The organism is Thiohalophilus sp. (assembly GCF_034521165.1).
Taxonomy (GTDB): domain Bacteria; phylum Pseudomonadota; class Gammaproteobacteria; order UBA6429; family Thiohalophilaceae; genus Thiohalophilus.
This window is the reverse complement of record NZ_JAXHMV010000013.1, coordinates 96,378-111,758: the sequence shown is the minus strand read 5'-3', so window position 1 is coordinate 111,758 and position 15,381 is coordinate 96,378. Positions and strand designations below refer to the sequence as shown.

17 protein-coding genes and 1 pseudogene are annotated in these 15,381 nt (G+C 57.2%); 8 read left to right on the top strand and 10 right to left on the bottom strand.

Going from position 1 to position 15,381, the window contains the following annotated elements:
• Positions 1-66 precede the first annotated feature (66 nt).
• The 8 genes and pseudogenes from U5K34_RS12640 to U5K34_RS12610 all read right to left on the bottom strand — a co-directional run.
• Positions 67-351, bottom strand: a pseudogene (locus U5K34_RS12640) (transposase domain-containing protein); the annotation flags it as partial.
• A 77-nt stretch (positions 352-428) separates the two neighbouring features.
• Positions 429-644: a BrnA antitoxin family protein gene (locus U5K34_RS12635; protein WP_322568756.1), complete on the bottom strand. Its 216-nt coding sequence runs from the start codon at positions 642-644 to the stop codon at positions 429-431.
• On the bottom strand, positions 634-933 hold the full coding sequence (locus tag U5K34_RS12630) for a BrnT family toxin (RefSeq protein WP_322568755.1): 300 nt from the start codon (positions 931-933) through the stop codon (positions 634-636). Before U5K34_RS12630 ends, U5K34_RS12635 begins: the two co-directional genes overlap by 11 nt.
• 117 nt (positions 934-1,050) lie before the next feature.
• Positions 1,051-1,248, bottom strand: a complete 198-nt coding sequence (locus U5K34_RS12625) for a DUF2283 domain-containing protein (protein WP_322568754.1) — start codon at positions 1,246-1,248, stop codon at positions 1,051-1,053.
• A gap of 3 nt (positions 1,249-1,251) precedes the next feature.
• A complete protein-coding gene (locus U5K34_RS16210) occupies positions 1,252-1,485 on the bottom strand; it encodes a hypothetical protein (RefSeq protein WP_416224098.1) in 234 nt (77 codons plus the stop codon).
• Between the two features lie 275 nt (positions 1,486-1,760).
• On the bottom strand, positions 1,761-2,780 hold the full coding sequence (locus U5K34_RS12620; protein ID WP_322568504.1) for an IS110 family transposase: 1,020 nt from the start codon (positions 2,778-2,780) through the stop codon (positions 1,761-1,763).
• A 537-nt stretch (positions 2,781-3,317) separates the two neighbouring features.
• Positions 3,318-4,442 carry a PilT/PilU family type 4a pilus ATPase gene (locus tag U5K34_RS12615; protein ID WP_322568753.1) on the bottom strand — a complete coding sequence of 375 codons (1,125 nt, stop codon included), beginning with the start codon at positions 4,440-4,442 and terminating at the stop codon, positions 3,318-3,320.
• Positions 4,443-4,602: 160 nt separating this feature from the next.
• Complete coding sequence (locus tag U5K34_RS12610; protein WP_322568752.1) at positions 4,603-5,640, bottom strand: type IV pilus twitching motility protein PilT; 1,038 nt, start codon at positions 5,638-5,640, stop codon at positions 4,603-4,605.
• Positions 5,641-5,795: 155 nt separating this feature from the next.
• On the opposite strand from U5K34_RS12610, the gene U5K34_RS12605 reads away from it, so the two are divergent.
• From U5K34_RS12605 to U5K34_RS12570, 8 genes are all read left to right on the top strand, one after another.
• Positions 5,796-6,509, top strand: a complete 714-nt coding sequence (locus U5K34_RS12605; RefSeq protein ID WP_322568751.1) for a YggS family pyridoxal phosphate-dependent enzyme — start codon at positions 5,796-5,798, stop codon at positions 6,507-6,509.
• Between the two features lie 266 nt (positions 6,510-6,775).
• A complete protein-coding gene (gene proC / locus U5K34_RS12600; RefSeq protein ID WP_322568750.1) occupies positions 6,776-7,597 on the top strand; it encodes a pyrroline-5-carboxylate reductase in 822 nt (273 codons plus the stop codon).
• A gap of 2 nt (positions 7,598-7,599) precedes the next feature.
• Positions 7,600-8,208, top strand: coding sequence for a YggT family protein (locus U5K34_RS12595; protein WP_322568749.1), 609 nt, complete (start codon positions 7,600-7,602; stop codon positions 8,206-8,208).
• Positions 8,192-8,482, top strand: coding sequence for a DUF167 family protein (locus U5K34_RS12590; RefSeq protein ID WP_322568748.1), 291 nt, complete (start codon positions 8,192-8,194; stop codon positions 8,480-8,482). The genes U5K34_RS12595 and U5K34_RS12590 overlap by 17 nt, the downstream gene beginning before the upstream one ends.
• A gap of 220 nt (positions 8,483-8,702) precedes the next feature.
• Positions 8,703-10,649: a dynamin family protein gene (locus U5K34_RS12585; protein ID WP_322568747.1), complete on the top strand. Its 1,947-nt coding sequence runs from the start codon at positions 8,703-8,705 to the stop codon at positions 10,647-10,649.
• Positions 10,650-10,741: 92 nt separating this feature from the next.
• A complete protein-coding gene (metX, locus tag U5K34_RS12580; protein ID WP_322568746.1) occupies positions 10,742-11,890 on the top strand; it encodes a homoserine O-succinyltransferase MetX in 1,149 nt (382 codons plus the stop codon).
• Entirely contained in the window at positions 11,887-12,486 is a 600-nt protein-coding gene (gene metW / locus U5K34_RS12575) for a methionine biosynthesis protein MetW (protein WP_322568745.1), read from the top strand. The genes metX and metW overlap by 4 nt, the downstream gene beginning before the upstream one ends.
• 134 nt (positions 12,487-12,620) lie before the next feature.
• The gene (locus U5K34_RS12570; RefSeq protein ID WP_322568744.1) at positions 12,621-13,064 is read left to right on the top strand and encodes a DUF4426 domain-containing protein; all 444 of its coding nucleotides are present in this window, start codon (positions 12,621-12,623) and stop codon (positions 13,062-13,064) included.
• Between the two features lie 41 nt (positions 13,065-13,105).
• Here the strand turns inward: U5K34_RS12570 and U5K34_RS12565 are convergent, their stop codons facing one another.
• A complete protein-coding gene (locus tag U5K34_RS12565) occupies positions 13,106-13,795 on the bottom strand; it encodes a sulfite exporter TauE/SafE family protein (RefSeq protein WP_322568743.1) in 690 nt (229 codons plus the stop codon).
• Positions 13,796-13,798: 3 nt separating this feature from the next.
• Entirely contained in the window at positions 13,799-15,343 is a 1,545-nt protein-coding gene (locus tag U5K34_RS12560) for an AmpG family muropeptide MFS transporter (RefSeq protein WP_322568742.1), read from the bottom strand.
• Positions 15,344-15,381: the final 38 nt, after the last annotated feature.

Below are 15,381 nucleotides of genomic sequence, written 5' to 3'. Positions count from 1 at the left end.
GCCATCTCTGTGGGACGGAATACTTAGTTGCAGTGTATATGTAGAATGTTTTCGACGTAAGTGCCGTTAAATCGACGCACTTGCCTTAAGCGTAGCATTCCACGGCAGCAACGCTTCGAGCTTATCGACCGTATCGGCCTCGGCGAGGCGCGCCAACACGTAGTCGATGTAGGCTGCCGGTTCAAGACCGTTGGCCTTGGCCGTCTCGATCAGCGAGTAGCAGGTGGCGCAGGCCTGGGCACCCGCTCTGTTATCGGCGAACAGCCACGCCTTGCGCCCCAGGGCGAACGGGCGGATGGCGTTCTCGCTCAGGGCATTGCTTATCTGCAGGTCGCCGCGCTCGCAGTAACCAGGAGTGGGGTCGGTGACAAATGCTAATGCAAATGCTTCTCGTTTGTCACCACCCCATTTACAGGTGAATTTCCCTGTTATGTGCTATTCCACTTCACATTCGGTTTACAGTGCGTTTCTGCACAATCCCTTAGATAGAAATTTATCAGACTTTGATAAGGAATACCTTTTTCTTCGGCTAATTTTTTAAAGTACTGAATCGTATCTTCATCAATACGAATCGTGATCTGTTTTTTTAAACGTTTTGCATAGGGATTCTGCACTGAATTCGAAAAATCGTAATTATCTTTCATCGCGAAAACCTTCATACATTTTTTGCTCGGATTTGGTGGCCTTTCGGGCTGAAATAATTCGTATGAGTTGCTCTTCTTCCCTGTAGCAGTGGCAAACGACAAGCATTCGAATTTGGTTGCTAAAACCCAGGAGGATAAACCGATCTTGATCTTCCGAATGTTCGGGGTCATGGATTAAGCGGGCAAATTCGTCATAGAACACGGTTTGCGCTTCTCCAAAGGAAACCGAGTGCTTCTCCTGATTGCTGAGATTCTTCCTTTCATCCCATGCAAATTCCAACCCATCCATTGAACAAGTATAACTACAATGTATTTACAGTCAAGTTGGTGAAATTTTACTGATTTTTCATACACATAACGCTGCCCATCACCCGCGTCGTTTTTTTGCGTCGGCTGGATGGGCTGGTTATGCCGCAATACCTTCAACAATCAGATGGCTTACGTCAGTGCGCTGGCTTGCGTGCTCGAACGTGATTGCGCAGACATTGCCCTTGGCATCCACGTCAAGAATGGTGTTTTCATCCAGGTCTTTAGACTCCGCTATGCCACTGTCACGGAACTCAATGTAGAGCGTGTCAGTGTCTTCAAAGTAGCTGACTTTCATGGCTTATATCCATCCTCTATCAAAAAATGCGTTATGCACCGTTTCTCCATCCGACAACAGGATTACCCGCAGATACCGGTTTTTCATTTCTTCAATTCTAGCCCATCGCCTTATTCGACCGTCTGCCTGTATGTGCTCTATTTCAGGGTACTGGCTAACATGCTGAATCCATTCGTCCTTGATTATCTCTCGATCCGGTCTGACCCGGGTCGCTTGGAAGTATTTCGTTGTCTTCACTGCCGTTTTTCCTTTTCGGCATAACAGTGATTATATGGACTCCCCCTGTTTTGCCAGAAAAGAGCCTACAAAAAACATAGAGTAAGACTGCACAAATATATCCGGCCTATTCATTGGCTTAGTCATGCCATGGCCCTGATGGAAATTCGCACGCAAGCTCCTCATTATTAGAGCGGCCTTTGATGGCCAACACTGTTATCAGGTTCTGCTCACGTCGGTCTTACCTGTTCACCATCACTCTCTTTTCCGCGCAAACCTGTGATATTTTAATTTAACTACGCTGCTCGGCGATAGGGTTCATCACGTGACAACATCGCCCACATAATCCGTGCATTTTTTGCAGCAAGCGCCACCGCCGCCACATTCTGATTCCGCCGCTCTTTCAAAGACTCAACCCAACGGCTCTTCGCATCATCTCGCTTGGATGTCTGTAACATGGCAGAACGACTCCCGTGGATGATAAGGGTACGTAGATATGTATCACCCCGTTTACTGATTCGTCCTAAACGGCTCCGTCCGCCCGACGACTTTTGTCGTGGAGTCAGGCCTAACCAGGCCGCAAACTGCCTACCATTCGCAAAGGTTTTGGCTTCACCCACGCTCGCAACCACAGCCGTTGCCGTAATCGGTCCCACCCCTTCTATTTGCATGATCCGCTGTGCCAGGTGATTATCCTTGGCTATTTGTGCAATTCGACAGTCATACTCATTTATCCTCTGATCGAGCTGTCTCAGTCTTGTATAATTATCTGCAAATACTTCACGTGCTATATCCGGCAATCCATTCTCTGCATCTTCGAGCACCCGAGGCATCTCCTGCCGAACTTTCTTTGCTCCCTGCGGCAACACAATCCCAAATTCACCTAACAAGCCACGCAGATGGTTAATTAACGCGGTCCGTTCTCCAATCAATAGAGTGCGAGATCGGTGTACGCTCAATATGGCCTGTTGTTCAACTGTTTTCACTGGTACAAATCGCATCGTCGGGCGCGATACCGCTTCGCAGATCGCCTCGGCATCATTACGATCATTCTTGCCGCTCTTGCGATAGGGCGTGACAAATTGTGCCGCCATGAGGCGCACTTCGTGTCCTAATACCGTCAATTCACGTGCCCAGTGATGCGCGCTACCACAGGCTTCCATGCCAACCAGGCAGGGCTCACACTGCGCAAAAAATTCCAATAGCTTGGCACGTTTTAGGCTTTTGCTAACGATAACTTCACCTGTTGTTGTAACGGCATGAACCTGGAATACATTTTTTGCAAGATCCAATCCAATACGTGCTATCTTTTTCATGACTCCCCCTCTCTATGATTGGCTGACTATCATCTCCAATCTGGCACATGCGATGCCGTTGGAGAAGGGGGAGTCCATACCATTATTAGACAGAATCTGTATTTTTCGGGATTCAGGCGGATTCTGTCTATCAAATTTATTGTTAAATTCAATTCTCTTTAAATATTAGCAACTGATTCCGGGTTTTTCGAGGCAAGCAATGGGGCCGTGGCTGGATATCAGAGTAGTCGGTGCGTAGGACGCACCCTATCGCTGGCTAGTGTGTTTTTAAGTTTCGTGAGACGACGCCGAGCATCGCAGTGAAAGGAGGAACAGCCCGAAGGGTGCGCACAGGGTGCCCTGACCTATCGAAGATAGGTAGGGTTGCCCTGACGCTGGAAGCGTAGGGTACTCGCAATGAATCCGGAGGGTTCTGCGAGACAACATAATGAAACCCGAAGGGGTTCTATGAGACAAGTGCGCACTCGCCAGAGGGCCAGGATGGCCGGGAGTAGATTTGGAACGCCCTCTTCCAGAGGGGGAGGAAAAGGCCTGGTATCAGGTTTCCTGAATGGTAATCCCGTCCAGCGCCCCGGTCATGGAATCCACGTCTTCGCCCTTGGTTTCGCCCAGTTTGATCATCAGGCGCAGTTCGTTGGCGGAGTCGGCGTGGTTGATCGCATCCTCATAAGTGATGCTGCCTTCCTTGTAGAGATAATAGAGCGCCTGGTCGAAGGTCTGCATGCCGGCCTGGTTGGACTTGGTCATCAGTTCCTTCATCTTGGAAATTTCGCCCTTGCGGATATGATCCGACATCAACGGCGTGTTGATCAGGATCTCGGCGGCCAATACCCGTCCGTCACCGTCGGGTGTCGGGATCAATTGCTGGGCGATCATCGCCTTGAGGTTGAGCGACAGATCCAGGTGCAGCTGGTTGAAGCGATCCTCGGGGAAGAAGTTGACAATACGATCCAGTGCCTGGTTGGCATTGTTGGCGTGCAGGGTCGCCAGACACAGATGGCCGGTTTCGGCAAAGGCGATGGCGTGTTCCATGGTCTCGCGCGAACGGATCTCGCCGATCAGAATGACATCCGGTGCCTGACGCAGAGTGTTTTTCAGGGCGACTTCAAAACTTTCGGTATCCAGGCCCACCTCGCGTTGAGTGACGATGCAGCCCTGGTGGTGATGGATAAACTCGATCGGATCCTCGATGGTAATGATATGGCCGGTGCTGTTCTTGTTGCGATAACCGACCATGGCCGCGAGGGAACTGGATTTACCGGAACCGGTCCCGCCGACGAAAATAACCAGGCCGCGCTTGGTCATGGCGATATCGCGCAGAACCGGCGGCAGTTTCAGTTCCTCGAAAGTCGGGATGTTGACTTCGATTTTACGCAGCACCATGCCGGCATGGTTGCGCTGGCGAAAAGAGCTGACACGAAAGCGGCCGATGCCGGAGGCGGAGATAGCGAAGTTGCACTCATTGTGCTCTTTGAACTCCTTTTTCTGCGCCTCACTCATGATCCCCATGACCAGCTCCTCGGCCTGGCCGGGGGTCAGGGTCGCCTGGGTCACGGGCATGATCTTGCCATTGACCTTCATGCTCGGTGCCACGCCTGCGGTGATAAACAGGTCCGAGGCATTTTTGTGCACCATCAGTTTCAGTAACGATTCAAAATCCATGACGCCGACCTCGTGTCAGTCTTCCGGGACTACCGGATGATGTTCAGGGAAGCCCTGAAAAAGTCTCTTTTCGTCACCCCGGCAAAAGCCGGGGTCCAGCTCCATTAGCGAGTTACTGGATTCCGGCGGACGCCGGAATGACTTGCAGATACTCCCCAGTTTAATCGAAAGTGTCCTTGTTGGCCGCCTTGACGCGCGCTTCCTGCTTGCTGACTACGCCGCGCTGGACCAGGTCCTGCAGGTTCTGATCGAGCGTCTGCATGCCGTACTGCTGGCCGGTCTGGATGGCGGAGTACATCTGCGCCACCTTGTCCTCGCGAATCAGGTTGCGAATGGCAGAGGTGCCGACCATGATCTCGTGGGCCGCCACCCGGCCGCCGCCGATCTTCTTTAACAGGGTCTGGGCGATAACCGCGCGCAGCGACTCGGAGAGCATGGAGCGGACCATGCCTTTTTCCGCCGCCGGGAACACGTCGATGATACGATCGATGGTCTTGGCCGCGGAGCTGGTATGCAGGGTGCCGAAGACCAGGTGGCCGGTTTCGGCAGCGGTCAGGGCCAGGCGAATGGTTTCCAGATCGCGCAGCTCGCCCACCAGGATGATGTCGGGATCCTCACGCAGGGCGGAGCGCAGCGCCTCGCTGAAGCCAAGGGTGTCGCGATGCACCTCGCGCTGGTTGACCAGGCATTTTTTGGATTCATGCACGAATTCGATCGGATCCTCGATGGTCAGAATGTGACCATAGTCGTTCTCGTTCTTGTAATCGACCATCCCTGCCAGGGTGGTGGATTTACCGGAACCGGTCGGGCCGGTGACCAGCACGATGCCGCGCGCGTTATCGGAGACCTCCTTGAACACCGCCGGACAGTTGAGTTCCTCCAGAGTCATAATCTTGGAGGGGATGGTCCTGAACACCGCCGCCGCGCCGCGATTATGGTTGAAGGCGTTGACACGAAAACGGGCCAGGCCCTGGATTTCAAAGGAAAAGTCGGTTTCCAGAAATTCCTCGAAATCCTTGCGCTGCTTGTCGTTCATGATGTCGTACACCAGCGAGTGCACGGTCTTGTGTTCCATGGCCGGGATATTAATACGCCGCACGTCCCCGTCGACGCGAATCATGGGCGGCAGTCCGGCGGACAGGTGAAGATCCGAGGCGCCGTTTTTCACGCCAAAGGCCAGCAGTTCGGTTATGTCCATCAGGCAGTCACTCTTTAATAAATCGTTGTTATGATACAGGTCGAACTTTGATAGCAGACATTTCGGTTATCGGTAGTCCGCCCGAATTCTTGATCCTGAATACCCTGAATTCTGTACAGGCAACTAACCTACCGCCGCATCGCCCGCGAGGCAAGATGAACAGCATAGCGCAACGGCTCGAAACGGTTCGGGCACGAATCACACAAGCCGAACAGCAGGCGGGGCGGGCCCCCGGCTCGGTCCGGCTGCTGGCGGTGAGCAAAACCCGACCCATCGACGATCTGCGCGCCGCGCTGGTCGCGGGGCAGACCTGTTTCGGCGAGAATTACCTGCAGGACGCCCTGCCCAAGATCGCCGCCCTGGCCGACGAGCCCATCGAGTGGCACTACATCGGTCCCATCCAGTCCAACAAGACCCGTGAGATCGCCGAGCATTTCGCCTGGGTCCACAGCGTGGACCGGCTCAAGATCGCCCGGCGCCTGGGCGAACAACGCCCGGCCCACCTGCCGCCGCTCAACCTCTGCCTGCAGATCAACACCTCCGGCGAAGCCAGCAAATCCGGCATTGCCCCCGACGAGGCCCTCGAACTGGCCCGGGCCCTCGCCGATCTGCCCCACCTGCAGCTGCGCGGGCTGATGACGATCCCTGCCCCGGCGGAAGATTTTGAACAGCAACGGATGCCGTTTCGCCGCTTGCGCGAGCTGTACGACCAGCTCAACGGACAAGGCCTGGCCCTGGATACCCTGTCGATGGGCATGACCGGCGACATGGAAGCCGCCATCGCCGAAGGCAGCACCATGGTGCGGATCGGCACCGCGATATTTGGCGCTCGCGCGCCCAATAAGGGCCGAGGGACGAGGGACGAGTGACGAGGTTGTTTATATCCCCTCCCCCTCGCCCCCTCCCTGTGGGAGGGGGAACAAATCCTTGCAATTAGCAAACACTGTCCCCTCCCCTTCAAGGGGAGGGCCAGGGAGGGGTGATAAAATGTCAGCCCTGACAATCCCACCTCGTCACTCGTCCCTCGTCCCTCGTCCCTGGGAATCTTGATGTCCGCACGGCACAACGCGAAGGCACAAAACCGATAACAGCAAAACCTTGAGCAAACGGGCCCTTGCGGTTAACGTATGACGCCATGAAAAACGCAAAAATCGGTTTTATCGGTGGCGGCAACATGGCGCGCAGTCTTATCGGCGGGCTCTGCCAGAGCGGTCTGCCGCCGGCCTCTTTGCATGTCTCCGAACCGGATGAGAGCCGGCGTCAGGCGCTGCATGACGACTACGGCATCACGGTGCATGGTGATAATCAGGCCGTGGTCGATGCCTGCGAGGTGGTGGTGCTGGCGGTCAAGCCGCAGGCCCTCAAGCAGGTTATCAGCGAACTGCAGTCCGCCCCGGACGACGGCAAACTCTATCTGACCATCGCCGCCGGCATTCGCACCGACGCGATTGAACAATGGCTGGGTGGCGAGCGGGCCATCGTACGCGCCATGCCCAATACCCCGGCACTGGTTCAGTCCGGGGCTACCGGCCTGTTTGCCAACCGGCATGTCACTCGCCAGCAGAAGGATCTGGCCGAGTCGATTCTGCGCGCCGTCGGCCTGACAGTCTGGGTCGAGGAGGAGGCGCAGATGGATGCGGTCACCGCTGTCTCCGGCAGCGGCCCGGCCTATTTTTTCCTGGTCATGGAGGCCATGGAAAAAGCCGGGGTCAAACTGGGCCTGCCCGAGGAGACGGCCCGGCTGTTGACCCTGCAGACCGCCTTCGGCGCCGCCAAACTGGCACTGGAGATCGAGGAGGATCCGGCCCAATTGCGGCGCAATGTCACCTCCCCCGGGGGCACCACCGAACAGGCGATTCTGGCTCTGCAGGATCGCGAGCTTGAGGCAATCTTTGAACAGGCCCTGCAGGCCGCCCGGGATCGGGCCCGCGAACTGGCCGATGAACTGGGACAATAAGCATGAACTACGTCAGTAACGCCGGGGTTTTCCTGATCCAGACGATTTTCGGGCTGTACGCCATCGTGGTGCTGCTGCGCCTGCTGCTGCAGCTGACGCGGGCCGATTTTTACAATCCCATCTCCCAGTTTCTGGTCAAGGCCACCTCGGCGCCGCTGCGCCCCCTGCGCCGCTTCATCCCCGGTTACGGCGGCATCGACTTCGCCGCCGTGGTGTTGCTGCTGATCCTCAAGCTGGTCGAGATCACCCTGATCAGCCTGTTCCCTGAATTTCCGCCGCTGGACATCGGCGGCACCGTGGCGCTGGCCGTGGTCGAACTGCTCAAGCTGCTGGTGAATGTCTTTATCTTCGGCATCATCATCATGGCGGTGCTCAGCTGGATCTCGCCCGGCACCTATAACCCGGTGGCGGCCCTGTTGCACCAGCTCACCGAGCCGGTGCTGCGGCCCTTCCGCCGCCTGCTGCCGCCGATGGGCGGGCTGGACCTGACCCCGCTGATCGCTCTGGTGGCGCTATGGCTGGTGATGCTGCTGATCATCGCCCCGCTGCAGGACGGCATCTGCGGCCTGAGCCTGTTCAACAGCACCTACTGCCGTGCCCGGCTTCTATAGCTGGCAGGACGACGACCTGTTACTGCGCGTCTATCTGCAGCCACGCGCCAGTCGCGACGAAATCGTCGGCCTGCATGGCGAGGCGCTGAAGATCCGCGTCACCGCTCCGCCGGTGGAGGGCAAGGCCAACCGTAAGCTGCAGGCGTTTCTCGCCGACCAGTTCGGCGTGCCCCCGAGCGCCGTGAGCCTGCAACGCGGCCATGGCAGTCGTATCAAGCTGTGGCGCATACACCGACCGCAACGCCTCCCGGAGCCGATTCCACCGCCGGCCTGAACCGGACAAAGTTCGGCATTTTTCCCCGATTTCGCTATAGTTACAGGGAGTTGTTAAACTTATTCCTCGTCAGGCCGTTAAACCCTGATGCGAGGTTGCCCGACGAGGCAACGAAGTGAGGCACAGGTCACAGTTTATCCATTGTGGCCGCGAAATGTGTCCCGCTATATTGCACAGTAAATGACTTTTTTCTGACAGCAACCTGGTAACCGGACTCACGATGGCGACAGACCGTTTCACCGATCAGATGCAGGCCTACGGCCGCTGGCGCAGCGACCTCAATACCGCGATCGACAAATACCAGCAATGGCTGAACGCCAATAACATGAGTAATCCGGAGACTGAACTGCGGATCTTCGAACTGCTTGAGTCGCTCAAGTCCGACCGGCTGACGATCGCCTTTGTGGCCGAGTTCGCGCGCGGCAAGACCGAACTGATCAACGCGATCTTCTTCTCCGAATACGACCGGCGGCTGCTGCCCTCCGAGGCCGGACGCACCACTATGTGCCCCACCGAGCTGTTCTACGACTCGGATGCGGACATGAGCTATATCCGCCTGCTGCCCATCGAAACCCGCCTGGAAGAGATGAGCATCCAGGAACACAAGAAAAACCCCATCAACTGGACCACCATCGAGCTGGACACCAATTCCTCGGAAAAAATGGCCGAGGCCTTTCGCGAGGTCATCCGCACCAAGCGCGTACCGGCGCCGGTGGCCGAAAAACTGGGGCTGGTGGACCCGGACATGCACGCCGAGACCGACATGGTGGAAATCCCCATGTGGCGCCACGGCCTGATCAGTTTCCCGCATCCGCTGCTCAAGGAAGGCCTGACCATTCTCGATACGCCGGGGCTCAACGCCATCGGCAACGAGCCGGAACTGACCCTTAACATGCTGCCCAACTCCCAGGCGGTGGTCTTCGTGCTGGCCGCCGATACCGGCGTTACCAAGTCCGACATGCAGATGTGGAACCAGCACGTCAAACCGCTGGGCGGCGATGCCCGTCACGGGCGGATTATCGTACTGAACAAGGTCGACACCCTGTGGGATGAGCTCAAAAGCGGCGAGGAAATCGACAACAGCGTTGCCCAGCAGTGCAAAAGCGCCGCCAGAATGCTGGAGATCGAGGCCGCCAACGTCTTTCCGGTCTCGGCGCAAAAAGGCCTGCTGGCCAAGATCCGCACCGACGATGAATTGCTACAACGCAGCAATATCCTGGCCCTGGAATCGATTCTGGCCAAAGACATCCTGCCGCGTAAACAACACCTGGTGCGCGAGAGCATCGTCGGGGAAATCGGTGGCATGGCCCAGCAATCCCGCGATCTGATCGCCTCGCGCCTGGCCGATACCAACAAACAGCTGAACGAACTGAAAAGCCTCAGCGGCAAGAATGAAGATGTCATCATGCATCTGATGAAAAAGACCCGCGAGGAACAGTCCACCTATCACAAGAGCGTGGAAAGCTTTCAGGCCAATCGCAAAACCTTTAACGACAAGCACGCCGAGCTGCTCAACACCCTGAGCCTGACCCGGCTGGACAAGCTGATGTCCAAAACCCGCAAGGAGATGAGTGGCAGCAAGTTCACCATGACCCTTAAGGGATCGATGAAGGAATTTTTCGACCTCATTCAGGAGACCATGGACGCGGCCGGCAAGCAGACCGATCAGATCAACATGCTGCTGCAGACCATCTACCGCCAGTTCAACAAGGATCATGGCCTGACCGACGTCAAGCCGCGCCTGATGACCATGAGCAAGTACAAACGCGAGCTGGACCGGCTGTATCACGAAGCCGAAGCCTATCGCAACAGCGCGAAACTGACCGTCACCGAACAGGCCTTCGTGGTGAAAAAGTTCTTTATTTCCATGGTCAGTCACGCCCGCAATATCCTGTTCCAGGCGCACCAGGATGTGGAAGCCTGGGGCAAAAACGCCATGGCGCCGCTGGTCGTGCGCATCAAGGAACACAAAAACCAGATGGAAAAACGGCTGGAAAGCCTGCGCAAGATCAACGAATCCCGCGACACCCTGCAAAACCGGATTCAGGAGCTGGAAAAAACCGCCGAGGCGCTCAATGTCCAGCTGGCGGATATCAATTTGCTGATGGAGACCCTGAATCGCCCGCTGGAAGCCTTTATGGAGCAGGACACCGCCCAGGTCGCCTGACAGCGGCCCCTCCCGCCGCTTGCACCGATGGCGACCTGTCACTTAGACTTGCTGTCTTGTTGATCAATCAGGTCACGACGACAGTTTAGCCGATGCCCGAAACAATCCCCGCCGATTCCGTCGGTCTGGTCACCCCGCAAAAGCTGGTCTACGACGCCCCCATCGATCTCGATTGCGGTCGTTCGCTGCCCGGTTTTGAAATGGTGTATGAAACCTACGGGCAGCTCAACGCGCAGAAGAATAACGCCATTCTGATCTGTCATGCCCTGAGCGGCGATCACCATGCCGCCGGTTATCACAGCATGGAAGAGCGCAAACCGGGCTGGTGGGACACCTGCATCGGTCCGGGCAAACCCATCGATACCAATCGTTTCTTCGTGGTCGCGCCCAACAACCTGGGCGGCTGCAAGGGCACCACCGGCCCCATGAGCACCAACCCCGACACCGGCAAGGCCTACGGCCCCGACTTCCCGATTGTAACCGTCAGTGACTGGGTCCGCAGCCAGGCGCTGCTGGCCGATCATCTCGGTATCGAACAGTGGGCGGCGGTGGCCGGGGGCAGCCTGGGTGGCATGCAGGCCCTGCAATGGGCTATCGACTATCCCGATCGCCTGCGTCACAGTATTGTGATTGCCGGCGCACCCAAGCTCTCGGCCCAGAATATCGGCTTTAACGAAATTGCCCGCCAGGCCATCATGTCCGACCCCGATTTTCACGAAGGCCGTTATTACGATTACAACACCATACCGCGCCGCGGGCTGATGATTGCCCGGATGCTCGGCCATATTACCTATTTGTCGGATCTCTCCATGCGCGCCAAATTTGGCCGCGAGCTGCGCGAGGGGACCATCAACTTCGGTTTCGATGTCGAGTTCCAGGTGGAAAGCTACCTGCGTTACCAGGGTAAATCGTTCGTCGAGAAGTTCGACGCCAACACCTACCTGTTAATGACCAAGGTGCTCGATTATTTTGATCCGGCCAAGGACTACGACGATGACCTGGCCGCCGCCCTGGCCAACAGCAAGGCCGAGTTTTTTGTCGCCTCCTTTACCGGTGACTGGCGCTTCGCGCCGGAGCGCTCGCGGGAGATCGTCAAGGCACTGGTCAAGGAGCGCAAGAACGTCAGTTATTCAGAGATCAAGGCCCACCACGGTCACGATGCATTCCTGATGCCGATCGATGATTATATGGCTGCGCTGCGTACCTATATGAACCGGGTGGGACAGGAGAGCGATCAATGACGCCACTACGCTCCGAGCTGCGTATGATCGCCGACTGGATCCGCCCCGGTTCCCACGTCCTGGATCTCGGTTGTGGCGACGGAACCCTGTTGCATCACCTGCACGAACAGCGCCAGGCAACCGGTTACGGTCTGGAAATCGATCAGGACAAGATCGTCAAGGCCATCGCCAACAACATCAATGTCATTCAGACCGACCTGGACGCCGGCCTGTCGGAGATCGAATCCGATTCCTTCGATTATGTCATCATGAGCGAAACCCTGCAGGCGGTACGCTATCCGGACAAACTGATCGACGAGATGCTGCGCATCGGTTCCGAGGCCATTATCACGTTCCCCAACTTCGGCCACTGGCGTTGCCGGGTAGAACTGTTCTACGGTCGTATGCCGGTCACGCCCTCGCTGCCGGATACCTGGTACAACACGCCCAACATCCACATGTGTACCATTCACGACTTTGAACAGCTGTGCCAGGATATGAACCTGCGGGTGATGCAGCGCATCGTCGTCGACCGCGATCACAAACCCAGTATCACCGCCCGGATGTTGCCCAACCTCATGGGCGAAGTGGCGCTCTACCGGTTACAGAACCGCTAGTCACAACACTCTTGCCGGGACAACCGCCCCTGCCCCGGTTGTCCCTGCTGAAAATCCTTTGTCAAGACGGTGACAATCCGTTTTCTCGTCTATAGTTAGAGACACAGAACAACACAATAACGAGGAGGCGCAAGATGGGATCTCTGCTTAAATGGTCACTCACATCCCTGCTGCTGGTCTGCAGTTTTCACCCGGCAACGGCCAGTGCTGAACAGGCCAAGCGCTTCGGCGACTATGTCGTTCATTACAACACCCTGACCACCGACATGCTCAATCCCGATGTGGCAAGGGAATACGACATCCAGCGCAGCCGCAGCCGGGCGATGATCAATATTTCGGTCATCCGACAAAGTAATAACCAGGCGGTCCCCGCCGATCTGACGGTCACCAGCGGCATGCTGACCGGCCACAAGCAGGATCTGAAGATGCGCGAGATCCGCGAAGGTGATGCCATCTACTATGTCAGTGACTTTCCGGTCGCCCATCGCGACACGCTCAACTTTGCCGTCCGCGTCAAGCCCGCAGGCAGCCCGCAGAGCCACAGGTTTGAATTCGAAAAACAGTTTTTCACCGAATAGCCCGAACTGTCCGCCCGCTTATCACAGGGAAGTGACAGGCCTCAGGCCGGCAGCGGCTGCCAGGCCAGGTACAGGGTCACCAGGCCAAACGCCATGACCAGTGCGCCGGCCAGATAGCGTACCGGCGGGTAGCGCACAAAACGCTGCAGGCTCGCGGCGAACATGCCCATCAACAACAGGTTGGGCAGGGTACCGAGACCAAAACTCAGCATCAGCAGTCCCCCCTCGATGGCGCTGCCGGTCGAGATGGACCAGATCAGGACACTGTAGACCAGGCCGCAGGGCAACCAGCCCCATAACATCCCCAGCAGGAGGGCCTGGCCGGGCCGAGTCACCGGCATCAGGCGTCGGCCCAGCGGCTCGATATGGCGCCACAGCACCCGTCCGCCGCTTTCGACATAGCGCAGCCCGGTCCACCAGCCGGCGATATACAATCCCATCGCCAGCATGAACAGGCCGGCGATCACCTGCAGGATGGTCTGATACTGGTGAATCACCAGCAGGTTGTCGGCCAGCGCGCTGAGCCCGCCCAGCAGTGCGCCGCCCAGGGTGTAGCTGGCGATGCGCCCGAGGTTGTAACTCAGCTGAAAACCGAACAGCCGGCTACGCGACTGCGGCTGCGGCAGGCCAAAGGTCAGTGCGCCGACGATGCCCCCGCACATGCCGACGCAATGCACGCCGCCCATCAGCCCCACGATGAATGCCGCCAGCAGGGAAAATTCCGCGCTCATAGCCTAACCCTCCACCCGCGTTGCTTCCCGACGCATCAGATACAGAATTAACAGAATCACCGGCACCCCGAGCAAGGCGGTCAGCAGGAAAAACCCGGGATACCCCAGCTGTTCCACCATGCCCCCGGAATAACCGCCCAGCACCTTGGGGAACAGCGTCATCAGTGAGCTGAAGATCGCATACTGAACCGCGGTAAAGGAGATACTGGTCAGACTCGACAGATAAGCGACAAAGGCCGCGCTGGCCAGTCCGGCACACAGATTATCGCTCGAGATGACCAGCGCGAGCATCGGCACATTGGGCTCCATCATCGCCAGCAACATGAACAGCAGGTTGGTCCCGGCCGCCAGGATCGCGCCGGTCAGCAACATACGCATGATACCAAACCGGGTGGTGAGCAGTCCGCCGACAAAGCCGCCCAGCAGCGCCATCATCAAGCCCAGCACCTTGTTGATCGAGGCGATCTGTTCCTTGGAATACCCCATGTCGAAATAAAACACATTGGAGATCACCCCGAGCACAATATCCGAGATGCGATAAAAACCGACCAGCAGCAGAATCCACAACGCCAGTTTGGCGTAGCGTTGGAAAAAATCGATAACCGGTTCCACATAGGTCGTGCGCACCATATCGCGATTCACCGCGTGCACCAGTATCAGTCCCCGGGCCGTGGCGGTAGCCAGCAGCAGCGCCACGCCGATCTGGACCGTCTGGCCGATGAAGGCCGACACTACCCCGTTGAACCCGAGACCTTCGCGCAGCACAACTTTTACCGTTTCCGCAACGCCCAGTTGCAAAAACGCCAGAAGAAAAACGCCGGTGACCGTCACAAACAACACCACGAAACGGAAATAATCGAAACTACTGTGCAGATAGGCTTCCCGTTGCCGGTTCGGGGCCGGTTCCCGGATCAGCAACGTCGTCATCACACCGACCAGCATCAGCATGGACATGCACAGGTAGGTCAGGCGCCAGGCCTGATAATTGTAGGTTTCATCGCTGCCCAGCCAGCTCGCCAGGTACAGCGCACCGGCCCCGGAGGCGAGCATGCCCACCCGGTAACCGGCGATATACATAGCCGCCAGCGCCGCCTGCAGCCGCTCGCCGGCGGACTCGATGCGATAAGCGTCGATCACGATATCCTGGGTGGCCGCCGACAGACCGAGCAGCACCGTGGCCAGTGCCATCATCGGCAGGTTGTCCACAGGATCGGTCATACCCATCAAAATGATGGAGCCCATAATCAGCAGCTGCGCCACCAGCAGCCAGCTGCGTCGCCGGCCCAGCAGCGTATACAGGCCGGGTAGCGGCAACTTGTCGATCAACGGCGCCCAGACAAACTTGAACGAGTAGGCCAGTGCCGCCCAGCTGAAATAGGTGACCGCGCCGCGCTCCACCCCCGCCTCGCGCAGCCACAGCGAGAGTGACGAGAAAATCAGCAGCAGCGGCAAACCGGCGGAGAAGCCGAGAAACAGCATCGCAATCGCCTGAGGTTGGCGATACACCTCAAGCGCCTTGCGCCAGCTCGCCAGGGAAGGTAAAAACAAATCGTATTCCGTCTTGTGATGGCCAGAATCAGACGCGG

Bases quoted from the DNA above. Each gene is read 5' to 3' on its own strand.
- U5K34_RS12635 (WP_322568756.1), bottom strand. From the start codon at position 644: ATGAAAGATAATTACGATTTTTCGAATTCAGTGCAGAATCCCTATGCA.
- U5K34_RS12630 (WP_322568755.1), bottom strand. From the start codon at position 933: ATGGATGGGTTGGAATTTGCATGGGATGAAAGGAAGAATCTCAGCAAT.
- U5K34_RS12625 (WP_322568754.1), bottom strand. From the start codon at position 1,248: ATGAAAGTCAGCTACTTTGAAGACACTGACACGCTCTACATTGAGTTC.
- U5K34_RS12620 (WP_322568504.1), bottom strand. From the start codon at position 2,780: ATGAAAAAGATAGCACGTATTGGATTGGATCTTGCAAAAAATGTATTC.
- U5K34_RS12615 (WP_322568753.1), bottom strand. From the start codon at position 4,442: ATGGATTTTGAATCGTTACTGAAACTGATGGTGCACAAAAATGCCTCG.
- U5K34_RS12610 (WP_322568752.1), bottom strand. From the start codon at position 5,640: ATGGACATAACCGAACTGCTGGCCTTTGGCGTGAAAAACGGCGCCTCG.
- U5K34_RS12605 (WP_322568751.1), top strand. From the start codon at position 5,796: ATGAACAGCATAGCGCAACGGCTCGAAACGGTTCGGGCACGAATCACA.
- proC (WP_322568750.1), top strand. From the start codon at position 6,776: ATGAAAAACGCAAAAATCGGTTTTATCGGTGGCGGCAACATGGCGCGC.
- U5K34_RS12595 (WP_322568749.1), top strand. From the start codon at position 7,600: ATGAACTACGTCAGTAACGCCGGGGTTTTCCTGATCCAGACGATTTTC.
- U5K34_RS12585 (WP_322568747.1), top strand. From the start codon at position 8,703: ATGGCGACAGACCGTTTCACCGATCAGATGCAGGCCTACGGCCGCTGG.
- metX (WP_322568746.1), top strand. From the start codon at position 10,742: ATGCCCGAAACAATCCCCGCCGATTCCGTCGGTCTGGTCACCCCGCAA.
- metW (WP_322568745.1), top strand. From the start codon at position 11,887: ATGACGCCACTACGCTCCGAGCTGCGTATGATCGCCGACTGGATCCGC.
- U5K34_RS12570 (WP_322568744.1), top strand. From the start codon at position 12,621: ATGGGATCTCTGCTTAAATGGTCACTCACATCCCTGCTGCTGGTCTGC.
- U5K34_RS12565 (WP_322568743.1), bottom strand. From the start codon at position 13,795: ATGAGCGCGGAATTTTCCCTGCTGGCGGCATTCATCGTGGGGCTGATG.